The organism is Parabacteroides sp. AT13 (assembly GCF_002272965.1).
GTDB classification, from domain to species: Bacteria; Bacteroidota; Bacteroidia; order Bacteroidales; family Tannerellaceae; genus Parabacteroides; species Parabacteroides distasonis.
This window is the reverse complement of the sequence record NZ_NQMH01000002.1, coordinates 720986-742299: the sequence shown is the minus strand read 5'-3', so window position 1 is coordinate 742299 and position 21314 is coordinate 720986. Positions and strand designations below refer to the sequence as shown.

Here is a 21314-nt window from a genome sequence, read left to right as displayed (position 1 = left end):
TTAATTACCGGACTTTTCTTTTCTATCTTCAGGAGGGGGAATTGGAACCCCTTCTTTAATAAACTCATCATATACGATCTTAGGATGGTCTTGCGGAGAAGCCAGTTGATATTCCGCAGCGAAATTATCCCGCCTAAAATTCTTCAGCTTAAGGTTTTCCGCGCTGTAATTTCTCAAGGTCTCCTTTCTGTCACCAAACAAAGAACTGTTCAATACTTCCGAATCCAGAATGTTTTCTTTCGGAGTCACTGTCGGCAAAAGGTTTTGTTCCAACAATCCTCTATAAGCGCCAATGTATTCGCACCAAACAGAATTACCTTTTTGATAGATTCGATAGGTGTAGTTAGACCAAGCTGTCGTTACATGAATCTCATGCTCCCAGATATCGACGCATGCCTCTGAATCAAAGTAGGGATCTTTAATCGTCACACGTCGCAATCCATGATTCTCATCTCTCACTAAAGTCAGCCACTTATCTGAATGAAGTATTTCAGAAATAATGTCGGGCAACTTTTCCTTGATTTCAAATTGGATTCTCATACATTTCGCCTGCCGGTCAGGACTTTTTAAGGTTGCCAGGTTCTCATTAAACATTTTGTCGTTAATACGATAAAACAAATATAAGCAAAAATGTTTAATATAATATACTCTTTTTCGATAATTCTTACGTACTTTTGCCTAATAGAATGACAAATATGGCACAAAACGACGAAATAATACTGATAAATATCAATGGAGCGGATCGTCCGGGTGTAACGGCGGCTCTTACGGAGATTCTAGCCAAGAACAACGCTGTTATCCTCGATATCGGTCAAGCGGATATCCATAACCATTTATCATTGGGTATCTTGTTTCAAAGCACGGAAGGAAATTCCGGCGATATATTGAAAGAACTACTGTTCAAGAGTTACGAATTAGACGTCAATATCCGTTTCAATCCCATTACAGAGCAAGAATATAGTAAATGGGTAGGTATGCAGGGCAAGAACCGATATATCATCACGATATTAAGCCGAAAGCTTACGGCCAAGCAAATCGCGGGTGTTTCCCGGATCGTAGCGGAGCAAGATATGAATATTGATGATATCAAGCGGCTCACGGGACGTATCCCGTTGGACGAGAATGCCCGTACTCCCAAGGCGAGCGTGGAGTTTTCCGTACGTGGTACCCCGAAAAACAAGGAGTGCATGAAAGCGGAGTTCATGAAACTTTCCACGGAGCTTGAGATGGATATCTCTTTCCAAGAGGATAGCATGTATCGCCGTATGCGCCGTCTGATTTGTTTCGATATGGACTCTACCTTGATAGAGACGGAGGTTATCGACGAGTTGGCGATACGTGCCGGAGTTGGCGATCAAGTAAAAGCGATTACAGAGGCAGCCATGCGTGGAGAGATCGATTTCTGCGAGAGCTTCCGCCAGCGTTGTGCCTTATTAAAGGGGTTGGACGTATCCGTGATGCAGGAGATCGCCGAGAATCTACCGATCACAGAAGGTGTAGACCGTTTGATGCGTATCTTGAAAAAGGTGGGCTTCAAGATCGCTATCCTTTCCGGAGGTTTCACTTATTTCGGTAATTTCCTTAAACAAAAATATAATATCGACTATGTATACGCCAACGAGCTTGAGATCGAGAATGGCAAGCTAACGGGTAATCATGTGGGCGATATCGTAGATGGGAAGCGGAAAGCGGAATTACTACGCCTGATCGCACAAGTGGAGAACGTGGATATTCGCCAGACCGTAGCGGTTGGCGACGGGGCGAACGACTTGCCGATGATTAGTATCGCCGGTCTAGGTATCGCCTTCCATGCCAAACCGAAGGTAAAGGCGACCGCCAAGCAATCTATCTCTACGATTGGCCTCGATGGTATCTTATATTTCCTTGGATACAAGGATTCGTATTTGGATGAACAGATGTAATATATATAATTAATGTATAGCGATTATGATCAGACATATTGTAATGTTTAAGTTGAAGGAGTTTCAAACTCCGGCTGAGAAGCAAGCCAAAATGCAAGAAATTAAGGATAAACTGGAAGCCTTAATCAATAAGATAGACGTATTGAAAATGATCCGTGTAGATTTTAATTGTAATCCGGCGGAGACTTGGGATATTATTTTAACTACTGAATTGCCTACCTTGGAAGATGTAAATACGTACGCTAATCATCCGGAACATGTAGCGGTCGCTAAAGGAATTATTGGCCCGGTAAAGGCGGACAGAGCTTGTGTTGACTATGAAATCCTTTGATATAGAGGAGCGTGTGAACCAAGCGGTCCACAACTTCGAGTCCGGATATAATTGCGCTCAATCTGTATTCCTCGCTTATTCGGATGTCTTCGAGTTGGATTTAGAGCTGGCGAAAAAGATGTCTGTATCTTTTGGAGGAGGTGTCGGACGCATGCGTGAGGTTTGTGGTACCGTAAACGCAATGGCGATGTTAGCCGGATTTAAGTATCCGGTATTTGATCCGCTAGATCAAGAGGCGCGTGCCCGCAACTATGGCATGGTACAAAAAATGGCGGCTTTATTCAAGGAGAAGCATGGGACGATCATTTGCCGTAGCCTTCTTCCTCCGGAAGAGACATCGACGAATCCCTCTCCTTCCGCACGCACGCAACAGTATTATGCCAAACGTCCTTGCGGTAAATACGTTAAGGAAGCGGCTCGTATCGCCGGGCATATGCTAAAGGGTGAACTTGAATAAACGGCATTGTCAAGCTAGAAGACGTATTTGTGAAATATAACCAAGTTTTCGAATCTCAGTGAATAACTCACTGTAAGAGGACTTGGATTTCACATTGACTTTATAGGTAATTGTCGACGTATTCTTGTCGTAATTATGCTCATAAGAAAGACTTACGATAAATATGCTCCTATTTTCCAAGATTTTCCGGATACCTTTAAGATCGGGAGTCGAGGTTGAGCAATTTATCGTAAGTATTTTATTAACACCATCCAAATACATACGTCGCTCCAGCCTTTCTAAAGAAACCAATACGAACAAGGTAAATGCCGTAGTGATAGAAGCGGCCAAGAACATGCCGGCACCAGCGGCCAAACCGACTACAGCCATTACCCAAATACAAGCCGCCGTAGTGAGTCCATGCACGCTTCCATGACTTTGAATAATAGCTCCTGCTCCCAAGAAACCAATACCTGTAAGGACTTGGGCGGCGATACGCCCCGGATCTCCATTCAAGAAATTCGGATAGGTTTGTGGTATCCAGATAGATATCAACATGGCGGCGGCAGATCCCATACAGATCAAGGTAAAGGTCCGCATACCAGCGTCCCTACGGCGAAATTGTCTTTCTACACCGATAATAGCGCCAAGCACGAAGCTGATAGCTAATCGTACGGCGGCGGTCGAGGCCGTTATCTGAGTATTCTCTAAAATATCGTTCAAATGTTCCAGCATAGTCTGTCATTCATTCTAAGTTATACAAATATAGAAAATTTCTATGTACCGATTATGGAATGAAAACAATGTAAAATCGTCAAAAGTTGTATCTTTGAGACAGAATAAAAGTCATTCACCTCTAAACTTAGAAAAATTGAAAATAATAACGTACAATACAAATGGATTAAGGGCTGCCGTAGGTAAAGGCTTGCCCGAATGGTTGGCTCAAGAACAGCCGGACGTGTTATGTATCCAAGAGACAAAGTTGCAACCAGACCAGTTCCCGTCAGAAACATTCGAGACTTTAGGATATAAGTCTTATTTGTTTAGTGCCCAAAAGAAGGGATATAGTGGCGTGGCCATTCTTACGAAACAGGAACCGGATCATATCGAGTATGGAATGGGGATCGAGAAGTATGATAATGAGGGACGTTTCCTCCGTGCTGATTTCGGGGATGTATCGATCGTAAGTGTCTATCATCCTTCCGGGACTAGTGGGGATGAACGGCAGGATTTTAAGATGATATGGCTGGAAGATTTCCAGAAATATGTCGTTGAGTTACAGAAATCCCGTCCGAACTTAATTCTCTGTGGCGATTACAACATTTGCCACGAGCCGATAGATATTCATGATCCGATCAGGAACGCAAAGAACAGTGGTTTCCTTCCGGAAGAACGGGAATGGATGACTCGCTTCTTATCCGCAGGTTTTACGGATACATTTCGCTTCTTGAACCCGGATAAGCAAGAATATACATGGTGGAGTTATCGCTTCAATTCCAGATCTAAAAATAAAGGATGGCGTATTGATTATTGTATGGTTAGCGACAATATGAAGCCGAAAGTTAAAGCCGCTTATATATTAAACGATGCCGTACATTCTGATCATTGTCCGGCCGTATTAGAGATCGAATAATTTTTCATAATAAAAAGAAAGGATGTGTTCTTTTTGCGTAAGCGAACACATCCTTTTTTATTATTGAAAAAATGGAAATAAAGTCTATAAATGAACTTAGATTATCTCTGAATATCCAATGCTCCGATCAACTCTTTTACTGATTTAAAACCATGTCGGTCACAATAGTCATTCAATCCATCAATAACCTTGATAGAAACAGTTGGATCTACAAAGTTATAAGTTCCGATCTGGATAGCACTAGCCCCAGCTAACATGAACTCCACGGCATCTTTCCAATTTGAAATACCTCCCAAACCTATAATTGGAATCTTTACCGCATGATACGTTTGCCATACCATACGTAGAGCTACAGGTTTTACGCAAGGCCCGGAAAGACCTCCAGTTATTGTAGATAATATAGGTTTACGTTTCTCTGCGTCGATGGCCATTCCAAGCATCGTATTAATTAACGAAACAGAATCCGCACCCTCCGCTTCAACAGCTTTAGCGATCTCCGTAATATCAGTTACATTAGGAGAAAGTTTTACAATAAGTATCTTTGGATAAACCCTACGAACAGCCTTAACAACCTCTCCCGCACCACACGTAGTAACGCCGAAAGCCATACCACCTTGCTTTACGTTCGGACAAGAAATGTTCAGTTCGATAGCGGGAATCCTATCCAACTCTGCGATCTTTTCCGCACACTCGACATACGTTTCAACCGAAGACCCACTCACGTTTACGATCATATTCGTATTGATGTCCTTGATCTTCGGATAAATATGCTCAGCGAAATAATCGGCGCCCTTATTCTGAAGCCCCACGGCATTCAACATTCCGGAAGGAGTCTCCGCCATTCTTGGATAATCATTACCTTCACGAGGTTGGATAGTGGTACCTTTCACGAAAATACCCCCCAAACGTGAAATATCCATGAAATCAGCATATTCTATACCATATCCGAACGTGCCGGATGCTGTCATTACCGGATTTTTCAACGGTAAATTCCCAATGTTTACATTTAATTCAGCCATGACAATTTCTCAATATTAAATACGGGACCTTCTGTACATACACACACATTATGACCTTCCTTGTTTTTCTCTACGCAGCACAAACAAGCACCTATGCCACAAGCCATCGTGTTCTCAAGAGAAACCTCGCAAGAAATAGCTTCCGCACCTGCGTATTTCGCTACCGCCACCATCATTGGTTTAGGACCACAAGTATAAATCTGGTCAAATCGAACCTCTTTAAGGATCGTATGGTTAGTCACATACCCTTTCTCGCCTAGCGAACCATCTTCGGTTGTGATATAAACCTTACCAAATCTCTGGAATTCATCTAATTGCAATACATCATCCTTAGAACGAGCCCCAAGTAGAAAAGTAGGCTCAAAACCGGCTTCTTTTAAACAAGCTCCTAGATATAACATCGGAGCGGTTCCAACACCACCACCAATCAGCAAAAGTCTTTTGTTCTCCTGTTCCTTGGAAGGAATTGTAAAACTATTACCCAGTGGTAGCATTATGTTTACAATATCACCGGGACGGAATTCTGCCATTTTTCTCGTGCCATCACCAACAAGTTGAATCAATAACCACAACTCATTTTTAGACTTATCTACATAGTTGACAGAAATCGGACGACGTAAGAATGTTGTAGGAGAGTTTTCTACATGAACCTCTACAAATTGTCCGGGAAGCATCTCTGGAAGATTCCCATCCGAGGTTAACTTTAGCAGGCAATAATTTTTATGAAGGTGACAGTTTTCAGTTACCTTCATGTCTAAGATGTACTTCTTCATATACACGATTACTCAATTTATCCGCAAAGATACATGAATATAACGTATATACCGAACAGTTTACCTTAGTCTTTCTTGTTTTTTTCAGGGACGAAAGTATCAAACGTATTGTCGGAGTAAAATATCATTATTTTACTAACATTTTTAGAAGGCTTTTCTTGGCATATAACTTGCTCTACAACAGGTTGTTTCTGGATGTTTACAGGTGTCTCAACCCCAATTTCCTTGCGATTTTCGGCAACAACTTGTACATTGGGACGATTTTCAAGCATATTTGTAAACAAATTAGGTTCAGTTAACACATGTTCTCGGATCATTTCGCCTTTGCCAAACAATAGCCAGTCAGAATCAACATAAGTGAACCGTTCCAGTATTTTTAGCAGAACATCCAAACTCGGATTATTTCTCCCAGATATAATATGTGACATTGCCGAACGCTGTATACCGATCGATTCGGCAAATTTAGAAGGGGTAAGTCCTTCACGTTCCATTATTTTTAAAATACGATCTCTCATATTCATATATATCTTAAATTCTTACTAGAATACTGCCATTATGACCGTTTACTAAGATAAATGTCCATAAAGTAAACTGGATACAAAGATAAATCAATATTTCCATTTGTGCAATTTATTTTTATAAAACTAAATTGATACATATGTGTCACACCGATACATATGTGATGGGTAGAACTGTAAACCGTGTTCAAGAAGGAGGTATAGAGTATTTAGAAAAACTTTAGAAAAATAGCATATATATCTGATCTATATGTAAATATAATAATACATATAATGTATAGTTAGGGGGTTTTTATACGTTTGTAGACGAAAAAACATGTTTAGTTAATGTAAACAATCAATATTTCTATATAAAAAACTGGTTATTTATAATTTATAGCAAATCTTACGTGGATAAAGAAATATATAGTAATCCATGATTTATATTAGTAATGTAAACATGATACATTTGTAACGTCTATATAATGATTACAAAAACCACCAACATTTGTAATCTACTCAAATACTTTTATTGTATATATGATTGTAAACATCCATTCCTCGGTTATATTTGTATACAATATAATTTTACTCTATTTATTTTACTGCCAACTTGTCTATTTTTCCTTTAACGGATAATGAAGGCAATCTATGGCTATACCGATTATAGCTTTAAGTATGGATTTCTTGGAATTTTTGAGGAAGAAGTACGTGATTGAATAAATTTTAAAATCTCAGAGAGATAAAATATGCGTAATTAATTGATAAATAAACAAAAAGGCCTCTTTTTCCAGTTTGACTTTTTCATCATTCTAGGAAAAAAGGCCCTTTTGCCTGCACTAAGTCTATGATTTCTGTTTAATGTAAAATTTTGTAAAGTAATTCTTTTAGTAAATCTGCATCTGTCGCTGAAGAGTTTTCCACTCCCTTAGATCTTGCGTCAGTCGTTCGGATATCGCTGATCAAATTAAAAACTTTCATCGCTGGATAATTTTTCATCCCCAAAAGATAGTCCTTTACTTGATAAGTTCCCCGTAAACCAAGTGCGGTCATCAATCCTGATTCCGATCGATCCTTTGAATAATAACAAATCAGCAAGTTTGAAAAATAGTTAAATAATACAGGAAGTGTCATCTGTATCGGATTACTTTTAGGGTTTTTCTCAAAATACTGAGCGATCCGGTTAGCCTTTAATATATCCTTCATGGCAAGTGCCTTTATCAGCTCAAAGTTATTGTATTCTTTACTAATCCCTATATTTTGCTCGATCAATTCCGGTGTGATGCGTTTTGAGGCCTTTTCAGCCAAGATAATTGCCAGCTTATCTAATTCCTTATTGAGACGGTTTAAATCGTTTCCAAGGAAATCTGAGAGCATTTGAGCGGCTTTTGGATCGATACCGATAGAACGCTGTTGCATCAAAGAGGTGATAAAACTCGGCATTTTATAATCCGGGATCTTTTTTGACTCATATAAAATACCGTTTTTATCGGTTGCGGCCGCTAACGCACGACGGCGATCTAAAGTCTTATATTTGTAATTTATGACCAAAATAGTTGATGACAAAGGATTCTTCACATAACTGCTCAGCAACTCTATATCTCTCACTAATTGAGCCTCTCGAACAACGATCAATTGATATTCGGACATCATCGGAAAACGACGTGCCGCATTGATAATAGAAATAGCATCTGTATCTGCGCCGTATAGAATAATCTGATTGAAATCTCTCTCAGATTCCTCTAATACGCTTTTTAATAACAAATCTGTTATTTGATCGATGAAGAAAGGCTCTTCGCCCATTAACACATAAACAGGCTGAAACTTCCTTGCTGTTATATCCCTACAAATCTCCTCGAAAGTAATTTCTTTTTTTGCCATAAATTATGAGGTTTCGCTATTACCAACTAAAACGGATATGACGGATGGTTTTCTTACCATCCAAAATCTGTTGAAGAGCTTCAACTCCCAACATTACCTGTTCTCCTACAAATTGTTGAGTTACCTTCCGGTCACTCGCTTCTGTTTTTACACCATCTTCTTCCATCGGTTTATCCGATATCATCAACAATGCACCCGTAGGTATTTGGTTAGCGAAACCGGCAGTAAGCAAGGTTGCGGTTTCCATATCGATACCAGTGGCATGCGTACTACGAAGATATTCCTTGAAAGCATTATCGTATTCCCAAACCCTGCGATTTGTCGTGTAAATCGTACCTGTCCAATAATCTTTTCCATGATCACGTATGGCGGAAGAAATGGCACGAAGCATTGAAAAAGCGGGCAATGAAGGTACCTCAGGTGGTAAATACTCATTCGACGTTCCCTCACCTCGGATCGCCGCTATTGGCAATACATAATCCCCTAATACATTCGCTCTTTTTAATCCTCCACATTTACCGAGGAAAAGCACCGCTTTGGGCATGACTGCTGATAATAAATCCATGATTGTAGCAGCGTTCGCACTTCCCATCCCAAAATTGATAATGGTAATCCCTTCTGCCGAGGCATTGGGCATCGAACTTTTCAATCCCAAAATCGGGACATTAAAATGATCCGCAAATATCTCGACATATTTAGTAAAGTTAGTGAGTAATATGTGCTTAGTGAAGTCTTCTAGCTTTCGCTCGGTATAACGAGGCAGCCAATTTTCTACGATTTCTTGTTTTGTTCTCATAAATAACTACCTTTGAGGTGCATTTTAGTTAGAATATAAATAGCAAATATAGCAAATGCTCCCATTAAATCTACCAAAATTCTCAGTCAAAGTTACGGAGAAAGCAGGAAAGCCTTCTATTTGGGATCCTGTACGCCGAAAATTTGTCGCATTAACGCCAGAGGAATGGGTACGACAACATTTCGTGAACTATTTGGTCACGGAAAAAAACTATCCTCAAGAACTTTTAGCGAATGAAGTAGCGGTGAAACTAAACGGAACATCCAAACGATGCGATACCGTTGCATACAATCGGTTTCTAGCACCTCTAATGATTATTGAATATAAAGCTCCACATATCGAGATAACAAGCGCTGTATTCGATCAAATCGTACGTTATAACATGGTCTTACACGTAAAATACTTAACCGTAAGCAACGGCATCCGTCATTTTTGTTGCAAAATTGACTATGAGAAACAGACGTATGCTTTCCTCGAAGATATACCGGAATACAATCTATTGGAGAAAATCGTTTAATTATCTAAAATAAGTCCCCCTTATCCTTCTATGCACTCGCACGGATCAGATAAGGGCTTACTCAGCCCAACCAGTGAGTAGTTCTATCGATCAGGAATTTACAGCTTGCAGATAAGTCATCTTGTTCTATATACTCGACATCACCGGAAGTCTTAGAAGGTAGCACCATATCTGATACTTCTACCTCCTCATTTTCAAGGCTGGCAAACTTAAACAGATTATATATGCTTGATAGAAAGAGAAGAAAAAGAAACAGGAATGCCTTTGCGACACTTCCTGTTTTTTCTATATATTGAGTAGATTTCAAATCCATATCCCACGCATTAAAAGTTACATGGGCACAAACATAGCAATATTCGTCAAATAAACAAATATTTTAACACGAAAATTTTATTTCGTAAAGAGATAATCCTCCGGTTTTGCGATTCGTAAAATATATTCCGGAGTATTAGGGAGCCTTTTCGCATACAAAGTGACAGAATCACCCCTCTCAGGCATCGTAGAATTAGATTCCAACGATATCTGGTCAACATTACGCAATTTTATTTCATCATCTTTATCGAAAAAGAATGAGTATCCTAATAAAACCGCAAAAAAAGATAAAATCAATGGCTTCATGTCTAACTTGTTTTTATGACTATATAAGCTTAGATGCTTATAAAACGATAAACGCTGCATATTATTTCAAAATAATTACATTTTTAATGTGCCGACATAGAAGTACGACTTATTTCGTTAATGAAGTATATATCCTATGACACATGCAGTATATATCCTATAGCATTTGAAGTATATCTTCGTAAAGAGGAGTTTCAAGGCCAAAATAAAAAGGCGAGGATCTTAACCCCCGCCTTCTATCTGTAGATATAGAAATCCTATTTTATCCACCGAAATCATCGAAGTGCAACATCTCACGAGGTACACCCAAGTTATCCAGCATATTTTCCACGGCCTTTGACATCGGGCCCGGACCACACATGTAGTATTCGATATCTTCCGGAGCCTCGTGATCCTTCAAGTAAGTATCATGGATTACTTGATGAACGAATCCAGCCGTATATTTAACACCCGCAGCATCAGCGGCAGGATCAGGACGGTCAAGCGCCAAGTGGAACGTAAAGTTTGGGAATTCTTTCTCTATTTCCAAGAAATCTTCCAAATAGAACACTTCGTTCAAGGCACGCGCGCCATAGAAGTAAGACATCTTACGATCCGTAGTCTTCAACGTCTTCGTCATGTGCATGATTTGGGCACGCAACGGAGCCATACCAGCACCACCACCAATCCACATCATCTCTCTCTTAGAATCGAAAATTGGGTGGAAATCACCATAAGGACCACTCATAGTCACCTTATCACCCGGTTTCAACGTAAAGATATAAGAAGAAGCGATACCCGGCATCACATCCATGAAACCAACTTGTGGTTTCGGTTTGAACGGCGGCGTAGCGATACGCACGGTCAACATGATACGGTCACCCTCAGCAGGATAGTTAGCCATAGAATAGGCACGGATAGACGGTGAGTCGTTCTTACACTTCAAACCGAATAAACCGAATTTCTCCCAAGCCGGCAGATACTCGGGGCCGATCAAGCTCTTATCGATATCCTTGTTATAATCCATTGAGTATGTAGGGATCTTGATCTGAGCGTAAGAACCCGGAATAAAGTCCATGTGCTCACCTTTAGGTAACGCAACGATAAACTCCTTGATAAATGTAGCGACGTTCTTGTTACTGATAACCTCGCATTCCCATTCCTTAACGCCAAATACCTCGTCTGGTACCTGAACGACCATATCCTCTTTCACCTTGCATTGACAAGCCAAACGCCAATGATCTTTCACTTGTTTACGAGAGAAGAAACCTTTCTCAGTAGGTAGGATCTCACCACCGCCATCAATAACTTGAGCACGGCACTGACCGCATTTACCACCACCACCACAAGCGGAAGACAAGAAGATGCCACCGCTCTGTAGCGCACCTAGCAAAGTTCCACCAATCGGGGTCTCTATATCTTTCTCTCCGTTAACCTTCAAGCTTACATTCCCTGAAGGCACCAATTTTGCTTTGGCGAACAAAAGCAAACCGACCAAGATCAGCGTAATCAATAAGAATACTATTGCGCTGACACCAATCGTAAGTCCGCCCGACATTAATAAAGTCATCTTTATATTTTGTTTAATGCGTTAATACTTAAATCTTCAGACCAGAGAAACACATGAATGCCATACCCATCAAACCCGTGATGATGAAAGTAATACCCAAACCTTTCAAAGCATTGGGGACATTTGAATATGACAATTTCTCACGGATAGCCGCCATACCTACGATAGCCAGCAACCAACCGATACCAGATCCTAAACCATAAACAGTGGCGACACCTACATTAGGGAACGCTTTTTGTTGCATAAACAGAGAACCACCCAAGATAGCGCAGTTTACAGCGATCAGCGGCAAAAAGATACCAAGGGAAGCATACAAAGACGGAGAGAATTTCTCGACTACCATCTCGACCAACTGCACGAAAGAAGCGATAACGGCGATAAAGATAATAAACGCCAAGAAGCTAAGGTTCACCTCCGCATATTCCGGGCCTAACCAACTTAACGCACCTTCTTTCAATACATAATTCTCAAGCATATAGTTAATCGGCAACGTACAGAAAAGTACGAATGTCACTGCTATACCTAATCCTAAAGCGGTCTTCACGTTCTTTGAGACAGCCACGAAAGAGCACATACCCAAATAGTATGCGAAGATCATGTTGTCAACGAAGATCGAGCGGACGAATGTGCTTAATAATTGTTCCATTCTATTATTCGTTTAATCGTTAACATTAATTTTCTTGAAGTTCCTTGTTCTTAGCACGATGAACCCAAATAATAACAGCGATCACGATCAACGCCATCGGAGGCAAGATCATCAAACCATTGTTCACGTAACCCAGATCATAGAATGCCTGCGGAATCACTTGGAAACCCAATAAGGTACCAGATCCCAGCAATTCACGGAAGAAACCTACGATAATAAGAATAATCGCATATCCCAGACCGTTACCAATGCCATCCAAGAACGATTCCCATGGGCCGTTACCCAAGGCGAACGCTTCCAGACGTCCCATCAAGATACAGTTCGTAATGATCAAACCGACAAATACGGAAAGCTGTTTGTTTACGTCATAAGCAAAAGCTTTCAACACCTCACTAACGATTGTCACCAAAGCGGCAACTACCACCAATTGCACGATAATACGGATACGGTTCGGAATCGTATTACGCATCAATGAAATGATCACGTTAGCGAAAGCTACGACAGCCGTCACCGAGATACCCATCACGATGGCCGGCTCAAGTTTTGATGTTACAGCCAACGCAGAGCAAATACCCAACATCTGAACGACAACCGGGTTGTTAGCGCTCAACGGGCCTAACAGAACTTCTTTATTCTTTTCAGATAATAATCCCATCTTCTACTTAATTTTGTGAGGTCAAAAATTTAACATAACCGCTCAAGCTGTTGAATAACATTTCATCCACACCTTTACTGGTAATTGTACCACCTGAGATACCGTCTACATAATCCTGTCCCGCTACGCTCTTACCCGGCTTAACAACAGCGACAGACTTGAATTCTCCACTCATGAAGATCTTCTTACCTTTGAACTCATTGCTGAACGCCGGTTTAGAGATCTCAGCTCCCAGACCCGGAGTTTCACCTTGGTGGCTGAAGTCAGCACCATAAATAGTATTCTTATCACTATCTACAGAGATATAACCCCATAACGGACCCCAAAGACCTGCTCCATGCAAAGCCATGATATATTTCGGTTGACCATCTACATTCGCAACGAAAACCGGATATTGATGCTCAGTGGCAGCCTTAACTACATCCGTAGCGAAAGCGTCGCCTTCAACCTTCTCACCATTCTCGTTTACCAAGAAAGCTTCCTTGATCAACTCGTTGTACTTGGTCTCAGCCTCAGAAGAAGAAACATTTACGTTGATAGAACGCAGAATTTGTTGTCTCTTATCGTTATCCTCGTTCTGTTTCTGAAAACTTCTCAATGATTGTGAAGTAAACGCCAATACGACAGCCACTAGCACAACCATCACAGCCGCATAAACAACCGTATAAACATTGCTATCCCGGTTTATGCCTTTCTTAGCGGCGCCCTCCTCCTTGATTTCCTCAAATTCGGAAGCAGGAGCGGAACATACCGGGCAAGTGTCAGGAGCCTTATTTCCCTCGTGGACATAGCCACATACCTTACATTTATATTTAGCCATATTCCTTCTTACTTTATTTTATTACACGTTTCAATCTGCGAGAGATATTAGCTTCCACAACATAATAGTCGATCAGCGGAGCGAACACGTTCATCAACAGGATAGCGAGCATCATACCCTCTGGATAACCCGGGTTCAACGCACGAATAATAATGGCCATAGCACCTACAAGGAAACCATAGATATATTTACCTGTCTCCGTACGAGCGGAAGTCACAGGGTCTGTAGCCATGAACACGGCACCAAAAGCGAAACCACCTAAGAACAAGTGATCCAGCGGAGATACGCACATAGCGACCGTAGTACCGATCATATTAAAGATCAATGACATGAAAGCACCACCCACGAACACGGAAACCATTGTCTTCCAACTTGCGATACCCGTAATCAACAAGATAACCGCACCGATCAAAATAGCCAATACGGAAGTCTCACCGATAGAGCCCGGGATCAAACCAATAAATGCGTCCCAAGTAGAGATCGGGTTGCCTAATACGTCAACAGCTTGGAAAGAACCGATCATCTCCTTACCAGCGATAGCGACTTGTCCCAGCGGAGTAGCTCCGGAAAAGCCGTCAACCACTTGGCCAGCCCCAATACCAAACGTATCAGCCGTACGAACGAACACTTGATCACCAGACATTGCTGCCGGGTAAGCGAAGAATAAGAACGCACGTGTAACCAATGCTACATTAAATATATTATATCCCGTACCACCAAATACCTCTTTCGCAAAAATAACAGCGAAAGCAGTAGCTACGGCGATCATCCATAACGGAGTATCGACCGGAACGATCATCGGGATCAAGATACCTGAAACCAAGAATCCTTCCTGAATCTCTTCCTTCTTCACTTGGGCGACAGCGAACTCTATACCCAAACCTACCACATACGAAACAATGATCTTAGGCAATACCGCCAAAAATCCAAAAATAAAAGTCATCAAAAATCCCGGATCAGCCCCCACAGCTAAATTGTGCTGATAACCGACATTATACATACCAAAAAGCAAAGCAGGCAACAAAGCGATGATAACCACGGTCATGGCACGCTTTGAATCAATACAGTCATGAATATGTACGCCCGTTTTAGAGGTCTCGTTCGGAACAAATAAGAATGTTTCGAAACCGTCAAAAACAGAACGGAACATCGCCAGCTTTCCGCCTTCCTCAAAGTTAGGCTTAATCTTGTCGAGATAATTCCTTAACGCTTTCAATGTATTATAAGTTTTTTATGTTATTAATTCATTTCCTTATACAACAGGTTCAATCCGTCGCGAACGATCTTTTGCAACTCGATCTTGGAAGTGTCCACGAACTCGCAAAGAGCGAAGTCCTCGGGAGCCACCTCATAGATACCTAAGTTCTCCATCTTATCGATATCGAACGCAATAATCGCTTTCAACAAATACTCCGGATAGATATCCATCGGGAACACCTTATCGTATTCATTAGACATGATCATGGCACGTTTACCACCTTTGATACGGGCGTCGATCACATATTCCTTGCTAGTACCTAACCAGCTAAAGTAACTATGGCTAGCGCTGAACTGGTTGAAACGAGGCATAGCGAAACCTAAGAACTCATGCGTCTCATCACCTTCCGGAATCACGGTGATCTGGTTATCATAAGCGCCTAGGTAACCATCCATATTTACCTTGGTACCTGTCAAAACATTACCGCTGATAATACGGATATGTTCCTGTCCTAACACTTTACCGTTAACCAAGCTCTTAATCGTACAACCTGAAATCGTTTTAACGTAGCCTCTCTCGGTAGTCTCGGAACCGGTAATAGCAACCATACGGCTGAAATCGGCGACACCCTTGTTAAACAAGCGTCCGATAACGATCACGTCTGCCGGATTAACCGTCCAAACTACCTCACCCTTGTTAACGGGCTTGATATGATTGATCTGCACGCCAACGTTCGCTGCGGGATGCGGACCTTCTACTTCCACGATCTCCACACCTTTCATTCCGCTCACGACAGAACCACTTCTTACACCCACATACACTTTTCCATTCGTTAATTTAGCTAGGGCGTTTAATCCAGTCTGGAAATCAGCCTCCTGACCTTTTACGATAAAATCGAAGTTTGGAGCCAACGGAGCGGAGTAAAAAGCCGAAACGAAGATATCACGCGGAGTATCTAATGGAGCGGCAACGATATCGTATGGGCGTTGCTTGATAAACGGCCACATACCAGCGTTCAGAAGTACCTCTTTCACCTCTGCTCCCTGTAGGGATGCTACGTTCTTCTTACCGAACTCCTCATACTCGATCTGCGCATCCGGCTTCACAACGATGCTTAGCACCTTACGCTTCTCTCCTCGGTTTACGGCAGTTACCTCGCCACTGACCGGCGAAACAAACTTGATCTCGGGGCGGTTCTTGTCAATCATCAGTACAGAACCGGCTTTGACTTTTTCTCCTACTTTCGCAACAACTTTAGGGAGAATACCGTTATAATAATCGGGGACGATCGCGTAAGACTCGCTCTTGCCGCCGTTTAACAGTACATCCGAAGCTTTGCCCTTCAGATTAATGTCTAAACCCTTTTTAATCTTAATCACATTTGCCATGATACAACTAAAATTGTTTATATGTAATTTTCCTGCAAAAGTAAACATTTTTTCATGCTTTAGAGCAGGGAAAGGCAAATAAATAGAGAAATAATTCCATAATTTTGCGTCGTTAAAGAAAGTAATAAGAAAATGAAAGTTTTTAAAATCCTATTTCTGCTGCTTATCACGGTTTTAGTACCGTTGAACGCTCAAGTGACTTACTTCACCAACGTTAGCGATAAGCAAATAAAGACCCTCCAAGTGAAGGTTGCCGGCGAGATGTTCTCCGATCCATTCATCGAACTGGGTGGTGAGAATCGTATCGAGGTTAATTTCGATGCTTTTAATCCGGGCTTCGGGCGATACGCCTATAATCTGGTTCATTGCAACGCCGATTGGACGCAATCGAATCTTTCCCCGATTGAGTATATGAATGGTTTCCAAGGGAGCACGATCGAGGATTTCGCCAATGCGATGGGTACTACGGTGCAATACACCAACTACCGATTACTTTTCCCAAACGATGACGTTCAACCGAAGGTCTCGGGGAATTATGCCTTGCAAGTATATAACGAGGATGATCCCTCCCAGATCGTATTTACCGCTTGCTTTTCTATTTTCGAGCCGATGGTTAGTGTCGCCGCTACGGTGAGCGGAAATACGGATATCGATACCAATCAGTCACACCAACAAGTCAGCTTTGCGATCAATAACAAGAATTTCCCCATCACCTATCCTCAGACCGACTTGAAAATCTGGGTTTATCAGAATAACCGCAGGGATAATGCCGTAACAGGTCTTCAGCCTATGACTATTTTAGAAAACCAGATCTCTTATACGAACAATCAGAACTTGATCTTTCCCGCAGGAAACGAATATCGCCGTATGGAATTTTTGAGCAACAAATACAATGGCATGCACGTAGAAAGTATCTCGTTCCATAATCCATACTACCATGTAGAGTTGATGACGGACTATCGGCGTGACCAATTATCGTATCAATACGATCAAGACCAAGACGGCCGTTTTTTCATCCGTTGCAGTAATTGTAACGACCCGGATACGGAAGCGGACTATTACATCGTTCACTTTACCCTCGCCATGGACTTAATTCCCGATGGAAACGTGTATTTGAACGGCGAATTATATAATAATGTATTGGACGAGAAAAGTAAGATGGGCTATAATCCGGAGACGCATCAATACGAGAAATCCGTCTTACTGAAACAAGGCAGTTACAACTATCAGTACCTCTTTGTCCCTAACGGACAGACCGTAGGACAGACCGGCCCTATCGAGGGTAATTTCTTCCAGACGGAGAACGAATATAGCATTTACGTCTATTATTGCCCGATGGGAGCACGGTATGATCGTTTAATCGGTGTAACAAGTATCAGAAATACAATGCCCGTGCTATAATTATTCGCGTAAAAGGCATACTTTTACGCATAAAATAATTGAGCATGAAAACGAGACGTATTGTTATCAGTACCGTATTATTAGTCGGGGGACTTCTCTCGATCGTTCAAGTCATGCCTAAAAATCCACTATTGATAGGCGAAAGGTTATTTCCGTATGGAGGATGGATACAAGTGATACTTGCCATGCTATACGGTGGTTGGCTCTGCTATAAGATGCAAGATCGGCAAGAACGTCCCAAATGGAGAAAACGAGCGTGGTTGTTATTCTCGATCGTTTTTTTCGGGCAACTTGCTCTAGGGATTTTTGCCGATCCTATTTTCCTTATGACCGGAAAACTGCATTTACCGATCCCCGCGGTAATCTTGGCCGGACCGCTTTATCGCTTCGAGGGATTATTCATGCCCATACTTTTTATCAGCACCTTATTACTATCCGGTCCCGCTTGGTGTAGCCAGCTTTGTTACTTCGGGGCATTTGACGCATGGAGTGCCCGGGGAAAATTGGAACGAAAAAGGTTCCCCTATCACAAGCAAATGCGATACAGCATATTATTTCTGGTTATGTTGGGGGCCATCCTACTCCGAATATTCGGGGCGAGCGGCAGGATAGCCACCGCTTTTGGAATAGCGGTCGGAGTTATCGGCCTACTTGTCATGCTATTGTTTTCCAGAAAGAGACGGAAGATGGTGCATTGCAGTAGTTATTGTCCGATCGGGACTTTAGTGTCTTTCCTCAAATACCTCTCTCCTTTCCGGGTACGACTGACCACGGATTGTTGCCATTGCATGGCTTGCACAAACGCTTGCCGTTATGATGCCCTACATAAAGAAGAGATCGAGAAGGGAAAGATCGGCTATACCTGTACCTATTGCGGAGATTGCCTCTCCGCTTGCAAGCACGGGGCTATAGAATATCATTTCCCGAGATTGCGCCCGACTACTGCCGAGCGCCTATGGATCGTCGTAACGGTCGTATTACATACTTGCTTCTTGATGATCGCACGAATCTGAGCCGTATACTTGCTTGCCCATTATATAAGTACATACCGTATTCCGGTCATCGCCGAGGGTTTGCAGGCCAAACAGCTTATTCTCAATCGTCCATTTATCTCTCGAACGAAGATACTCCATACGCAATTTCTGGACAGAGGTAGCGGCATAATCCACGACTATGAAATCCGCTTCACGGCCAGGGAGGAAACTTCCGATTCGGTCGTCCAACGATAAGGCCCGTGCAGAGCCTAGCGTACATTTATAGATAGCCTCCAAAGCTGTCATCGGATAACCGTTCAACTGTTGTACCTTATAGGCCTCTCCCATCGTACGCCACATAGAGAAAGATGTACCCGCACCGACATCTGTCGCCAAGGTAGTACGTACGCCGTAACGGTTCGCTTCCCTCATATCGAATAATCCGCTTCCAAGGAAAAGGTTCGAGGTCGGGCAATGGGCGATAATGCCTCCCGTTTCTCCCAACCGCTTATATTCCCGATCGGTTAGATGGACACAATGCCCGAATATCGAACGATCGGTCAACAATCCGGCACGCTCATAGACCTCCAGATAATCCGCATGACCGGGACAGAGCGATAAGACAGATTCAATCTCTCCCAGATTCTCCGAAAGATGTGTCTGTATATAGGTACTGGGATATTCGGCATGTAAACGACCGGCAGACTTTAATTGATCCGGCGTACTGGTTATGGCGAAACGGGGCGTGATCACATAGTGATTCCGTCCTTTCCCGTCCCAATCCTCGATTAAGCTACGGCAGTCCAACTCACCCTGATGCGTGGTATCCATCAGATAATCCGGAGCGTTCCGGTTCATCATCACCTTTCCAGCCAAGATACACATATTATACTCCGTAGCCACGGAAAATAATGCGGTTACGGAAGCAGGATGAACCGTGGCATAAGCGGCACAAGTCGTAGTTCCGTTCTTTACCAGTTCCTTCACGAAAAAGCGAGCGATATCTTGTGCATATTCCATGGAAGAGAAAGCTTCCTCGGCGGGAAACGTATATTCGTCCAGCCAATCCAGAAGTTGCTTGCCATACATTCCCTGTATCTCCGACTGGGAGAAATGGATATGGGAATCAATAAAGCCGGGTGTAATCAATTTACCGGAATAGTCTGTCACCGGGAAATCCGGGTAACGGGAACGCATCGCCTCGAACGGCCCCGCCTCTACAATCTTTCCATCAACAACAGCCAGTCCCCCATCCTCAAAATAGCGGTAAGCCTCCACATGATCCAGCGGGGAAGCGATCAAATAGAGCACTTCTCCCCTATATAAGTTCTTCATCATGGTCAAATAACAATTCGTTTATTTAATTGGTTCCACGTGCAAAGCGATGTGCGTAGCCTGACCGAACTTATCACGCAGATTCTGTTCGATCTCTTTCGTCAAGTCATGGGCACGAGTCACGGTTATCTGTCCGTCCACCCGTATATGCGCCTCGATAGCAAAATTATTACCGATGCGGCGGGTACGTAGATTATGCGGGCTCTTTACCTCGGGAATCTCACTAATGATCGCCAAGATCTCATCCTCCACCTCCTTCGGCAAAGATTTCTCCAATAAGTCATTAATCGCCGGGATCACTAGTTGTAAGGCTACTTTTACGATAAATAAACTGACAATCACAGCCGCCAACGGGTCCAGCACACGCCAATTATCCCCCAACAAAATCGCCCCTCCGATACCTAAAGCCGTACCGATCGAGGAAAAGGCATCCGAGCGATGATGCCAAGCGTTAGCGATAACGACTTGACTATTCTGCTTCCTTCCTACCCAAACCGTAATATGATACAGTAATTCCTTGATCACAATGGAGATAAGAGCGGCAACTAAAGCGATCATTCCCGGACTTTCCAACGGAATCCCCTTGAAATAAAAGTCATAAATCTTGTTCGCTCCCTCCCAGAAAAGGCCAAAACCTACACAAAGCAAGACGATACCAACAATTGAAGTCGCCAAAGTCTCGTATTTACCATGCCCGTAATCATGGCTCTCGTCCTTTGGCTTGGAAGATATATTGACAAAAAGAAGTACGATTATATCCGTTACGAAATCAGATAACGAATGTACCGCATCGGCGATCATAGCGCTACTATGCCCCCAGATACCCGCCACGAACTTGAATACCAATAAAACAAAATTAGCGAATGACCCTAAAAGTGTCACTCGCATAATCTCTTTTTTCCTCGCCTTTGGTGCCTCCTCCATA

Annotated in this window: 23 protein-coding genes; 7 read left to right on the top strand and 16 right to left on the bottom strand. The window is 42.4% G+C overall.

What is annotated here, in order from left to right; all coding sequences use genetic code 11:
- Complete coding sequence (locus CI959_RS17465; RefSeq protein ID WP_057317125.1) at positions 1-594, bottom strand: hypothetical protein; 594 nt, start codon at positions 592-594, stop codon at positions 1-3.
- Between the two features lie 101 nt (positions 595-695).
- Here CI959_RS17465 and serB point away from each other — a divergent pair, with 101 nt between their 5' ends.
- The 3 genes from serB to CI959_RS17450 are packed head-to-tail and all read left to right on the top strand — an operon-like array spanning position 696 to position 2710.
- Positions 696-1922: a phosphoserine phosphatase SerB gene (gene serB / locus CI959_RS17460; protein ID WP_005856925.1), complete on the top strand. Its 1227-nt coding sequence runs from the start codon at positions 696-698 to the stop codon at positions 1920-1922.
- A gap of 25 nt (positions 1923-1947) precedes the next feature.
- On the top strand, positions 1948-2253 hold the full coding sequence (locus CI959_RS17455) for a Dabb family protein (protein WP_005856923.1): 306 nt from the start codon (positions 1948-1950) through the stop codon (positions 2251-2253).
- A complete protein-coding gene (locus tag CI959_RS17450) occupies positions 2240-2710 on the top strand; it encodes a C-GCAxxG-C-C family protein (RefSeq protein ID WP_011966318.1) in 471 nt (156 codons plus the stop codon). The genes CI959_RS17455 and CI959_RS17450 overlap by 14 nt, the downstream gene beginning before the upstream one ends.
- 9 nt (positions 2711-2719) lie before the next feature.
- Here CI959_RS17450 and CI959_RS17445 read toward each other — a convergent pair whose 3' ends face one another.
- Positions 2720-3424: an MgtC/SapB family protein gene (locus CI959_RS17445; protein WP_005856919.1), complete on the bottom strand. Its 705-nt coding sequence runs from the start codon at positions 3422-3424 to the stop codon at positions 2720-2722.
- Between the two features lie 136 nt (positions 3425-3560).
- Here CI959_RS17445 and CI959_RS17440 point away from each other — a divergent pair, with 136 nt between their 5' ends.
- Entirely contained in the window at positions 3561-4322 is a 762-nt protein-coding gene (locus tag CI959_RS17440; protein WP_036628709.1) for an exodeoxyribonuclease III, read from the top strand.
- Positions 4323-4423: 101 nt separating this feature from the next.
- Here CI959_RS17440 and CI959_RS17435 read toward each other — a convergent pair whose 3' ends face one another.
- From CI959_RS17435 to CI959_RS17415, 5 genes are all read right to left on the bottom strand, one after another.
- Positions 4424-5341 carry a dihydroorotate dehydrogenase gene (locus tag CI959_RS17435; RefSeq protein WP_008779897.1) on the bottom strand — a complete coding sequence of 306 codons (918 nt, stop codon included), beginning with the start codon at positions 5339-5341 and terminating at the stop codon, positions 4424-4426.
- Positions 5329-6114, bottom strand: coding sequence for a dihydroorotate dehydrogenase electron transfer subunit (locus CI959_RS17430; RefSeq protein WP_005856914.1), 786 nt, complete (start codon positions 6112-6114; stop codon positions 5329-5331). Before CI959_RS17430 ends, CI959_RS17435 begins: the two co-directional genes overlap by 13 nt.
- 65 nt (positions 6115-6179) lie before the next feature.
- The gene (locus tag CI959_RS17425; protein ID WP_005856911.1) at positions 6180-6629 is read right to left on the bottom strand and encodes a helix-turn-helix domain-containing protein; all 450 of its coding nucleotides are present in this window, start codon (positions 6627-6629) and stop codon (positions 6180-6182) included.
- An 840-nt stretch (positions 6630-7469) separates the two neighbouring features.
- Complete coding sequence (gene holA, locus CI959_RS17420) at positions 7470-8492, bottom strand: DNA polymerase III subunit delta (protein ID WP_005856906.1); 1023 nt, start codon at positions 8490-8492, stop codon at positions 7470-7472.
- Positions 8493-8511: 19 nt separating this feature from the next.
- Entirely contained in the window at positions 8512-9288 is a 777-nt protein-coding gene (locus tag CI959_RS17415) for an AMP nucleosidase (RefSeq protein WP_005856904.1), read from the bottom strand.
- 55 nt (positions 9289-9343) lie between these two features.
- Here CI959_RS17415 and CI959_RS17410 point away from each other — a divergent pair, with 55 nt between their 5' ends.
- The gene (locus CI959_RS17410; protein WP_005856901.1) at positions 9344-9805 is read left to right on the top strand and encodes a type I restriction enzyme HsdR N-terminal domain-containing protein; all 462 of its coding nucleotides are present in this window, start codon (positions 9344-9346) and stop codon (positions 9803-9805) included.
- 61 nt (positions 9806-9866) lie between these two features.
- On the opposite strand, the gene CI959_RS17405 is transcribed toward CI959_RS17410, so the two are convergent.
- The 7 genes from CI959_RS17405 to CI959_RS17370 all read right to left on the bottom strand — a co-directional run bounded on the left by CI959_RS17405 (position 9867) and on the right by CI959_RS17370 (position 16679).
- Positions 9867-10118, bottom strand: coding sequence for a hypothetical protein (locus CI959_RS17405; protein WP_009017466.1), 252 nt, complete (start codon positions 10116-10118; stop codon positions 9867-9869).
- A gap of 567 nt (positions 10119-10685) precedes the next feature.
- Entirely contained in the window at positions 10686-11972 is a 1287-nt protein-coding gene (gene nqrF / locus CI959_RS17395) for an NADH:ubiquinone reductase (Na(+)-transporting) subunit F (protein WP_005856895.1), read from the bottom strand.
- A 28-nt stretch (positions 11973-12000) separates the two neighbouring features.
- Entirely contained in the window at positions 12001-12618 is a 618-nt protein-coding gene (nqrE, locus tag CI959_RS17390; RefSeq protein WP_005856893.1) for an NADH:ubiquinone reductase (Na(+)-transporting) subunit E, read from the bottom strand.
- A 25-nt stretch (positions 12619-12643) separates the two neighbouring features.
- A complete protein-coding gene (locus CI959_RS17385) occupies positions 12644-13273 on the bottom strand; it encodes an NADH:ubiquinone reductase (Na(+)-transporting) subunit D (protein ID WP_005856891.1) in 630 nt (209 codons plus the stop codon).
- Between the two features lie 7 nt (positions 13274-13280).
- The gene (gene nqrC / locus CI959_RS17380) at positions 13281-14093 is read right to left on the bottom strand and encodes an NADH:ubiquinone reductase (Na(+)-transporting) subunit C (protein WP_005856889.1); all 813 of its coding nucleotides are present in this window, start codon (positions 14091-14093) and stop codon (positions 13281-13283) included.
- A gap of 13 nt (positions 14094-14106) precedes the next feature.
- Positions 14107-15309 carry an NADH:ubiquinone reductase (Na(+)-transporting) subunit B gene (locus CI959_RS17375; RefSeq protein ID WP_036630441.1) on the bottom strand — a complete coding sequence of 401 codons (1203 nt, stop codon included), beginning with the start codon at positions 15307-15309 and terminating at the stop codon, positions 14107-14109.
- 23 nt (positions 15310-15332) lie between these two features.
- Positions 15333-16679 (bottom strand): Na(+)-translocating NADH-quinone reductase subunit A, encoded by a 1347-nt coding sequence (locus CI959_RS17370; protein ID WP_008772142.1) that lies wholly within the window; start codon positions 16677-16679, stop codon positions 15333-15335.
- A 132-nt stretch (positions 16680-16811) separates the two neighbouring features.
- Between CI959_RS17370 and CI959_RS17365 the strand changes: the two genes are divergently transcribed.
- Complete coding sequence (locus tag CI959_RS17365) at positions 16812-18080, top strand: DUF5103 domain-containing protein (protein WP_005856883.1); 1269 nt, start codon at positions 16812-16814, stop codon at positions 18078-18080.
- A gap of 44 nt (positions 18081-18124) precedes the next feature.
- Positions 18125-19093, top strand: a complete 969-nt coding sequence (locus CI959_RS17360) for a 4Fe-4S binding protein (protein WP_036630443.1) — start codon at positions 18125-18127, stop codon at positions 19091-19093.
- Here CI959_RS17360 and guaD read toward each other — a convergent pair.
- Together guaD and CI959_RS17350 are read right to left on the bottom strand one after the other, a co-directional pair.
- Positions 19058-20398 (bottom strand): guanine deaminase, encoded by a 1341-nt coding sequence (gene guaD / locus CI959_RS17355; protein ID WP_005856879.1) that lies wholly within the window; start codon positions 20396-20398, stop codon positions 19058-19060. The two genes, CI959_RS17360 and guaD, sit on opposite strands and share 36 nt — an antisense overlap.
- A gap of 12 nt (positions 20399-20410) precedes the next feature.
- On the bottom strand, positions 20411-21313 hold the full coding sequence (locus tag CI959_RS17350; RefSeq protein ID WP_005856877.1) for a cation diffusion facilitator family transporter: 903 nt from the start codon (positions 21311-21313) through the stop codon (positions 20411-20413).
- Between the last annotated feature and the right edge of the window lies 1 nt (position 21314).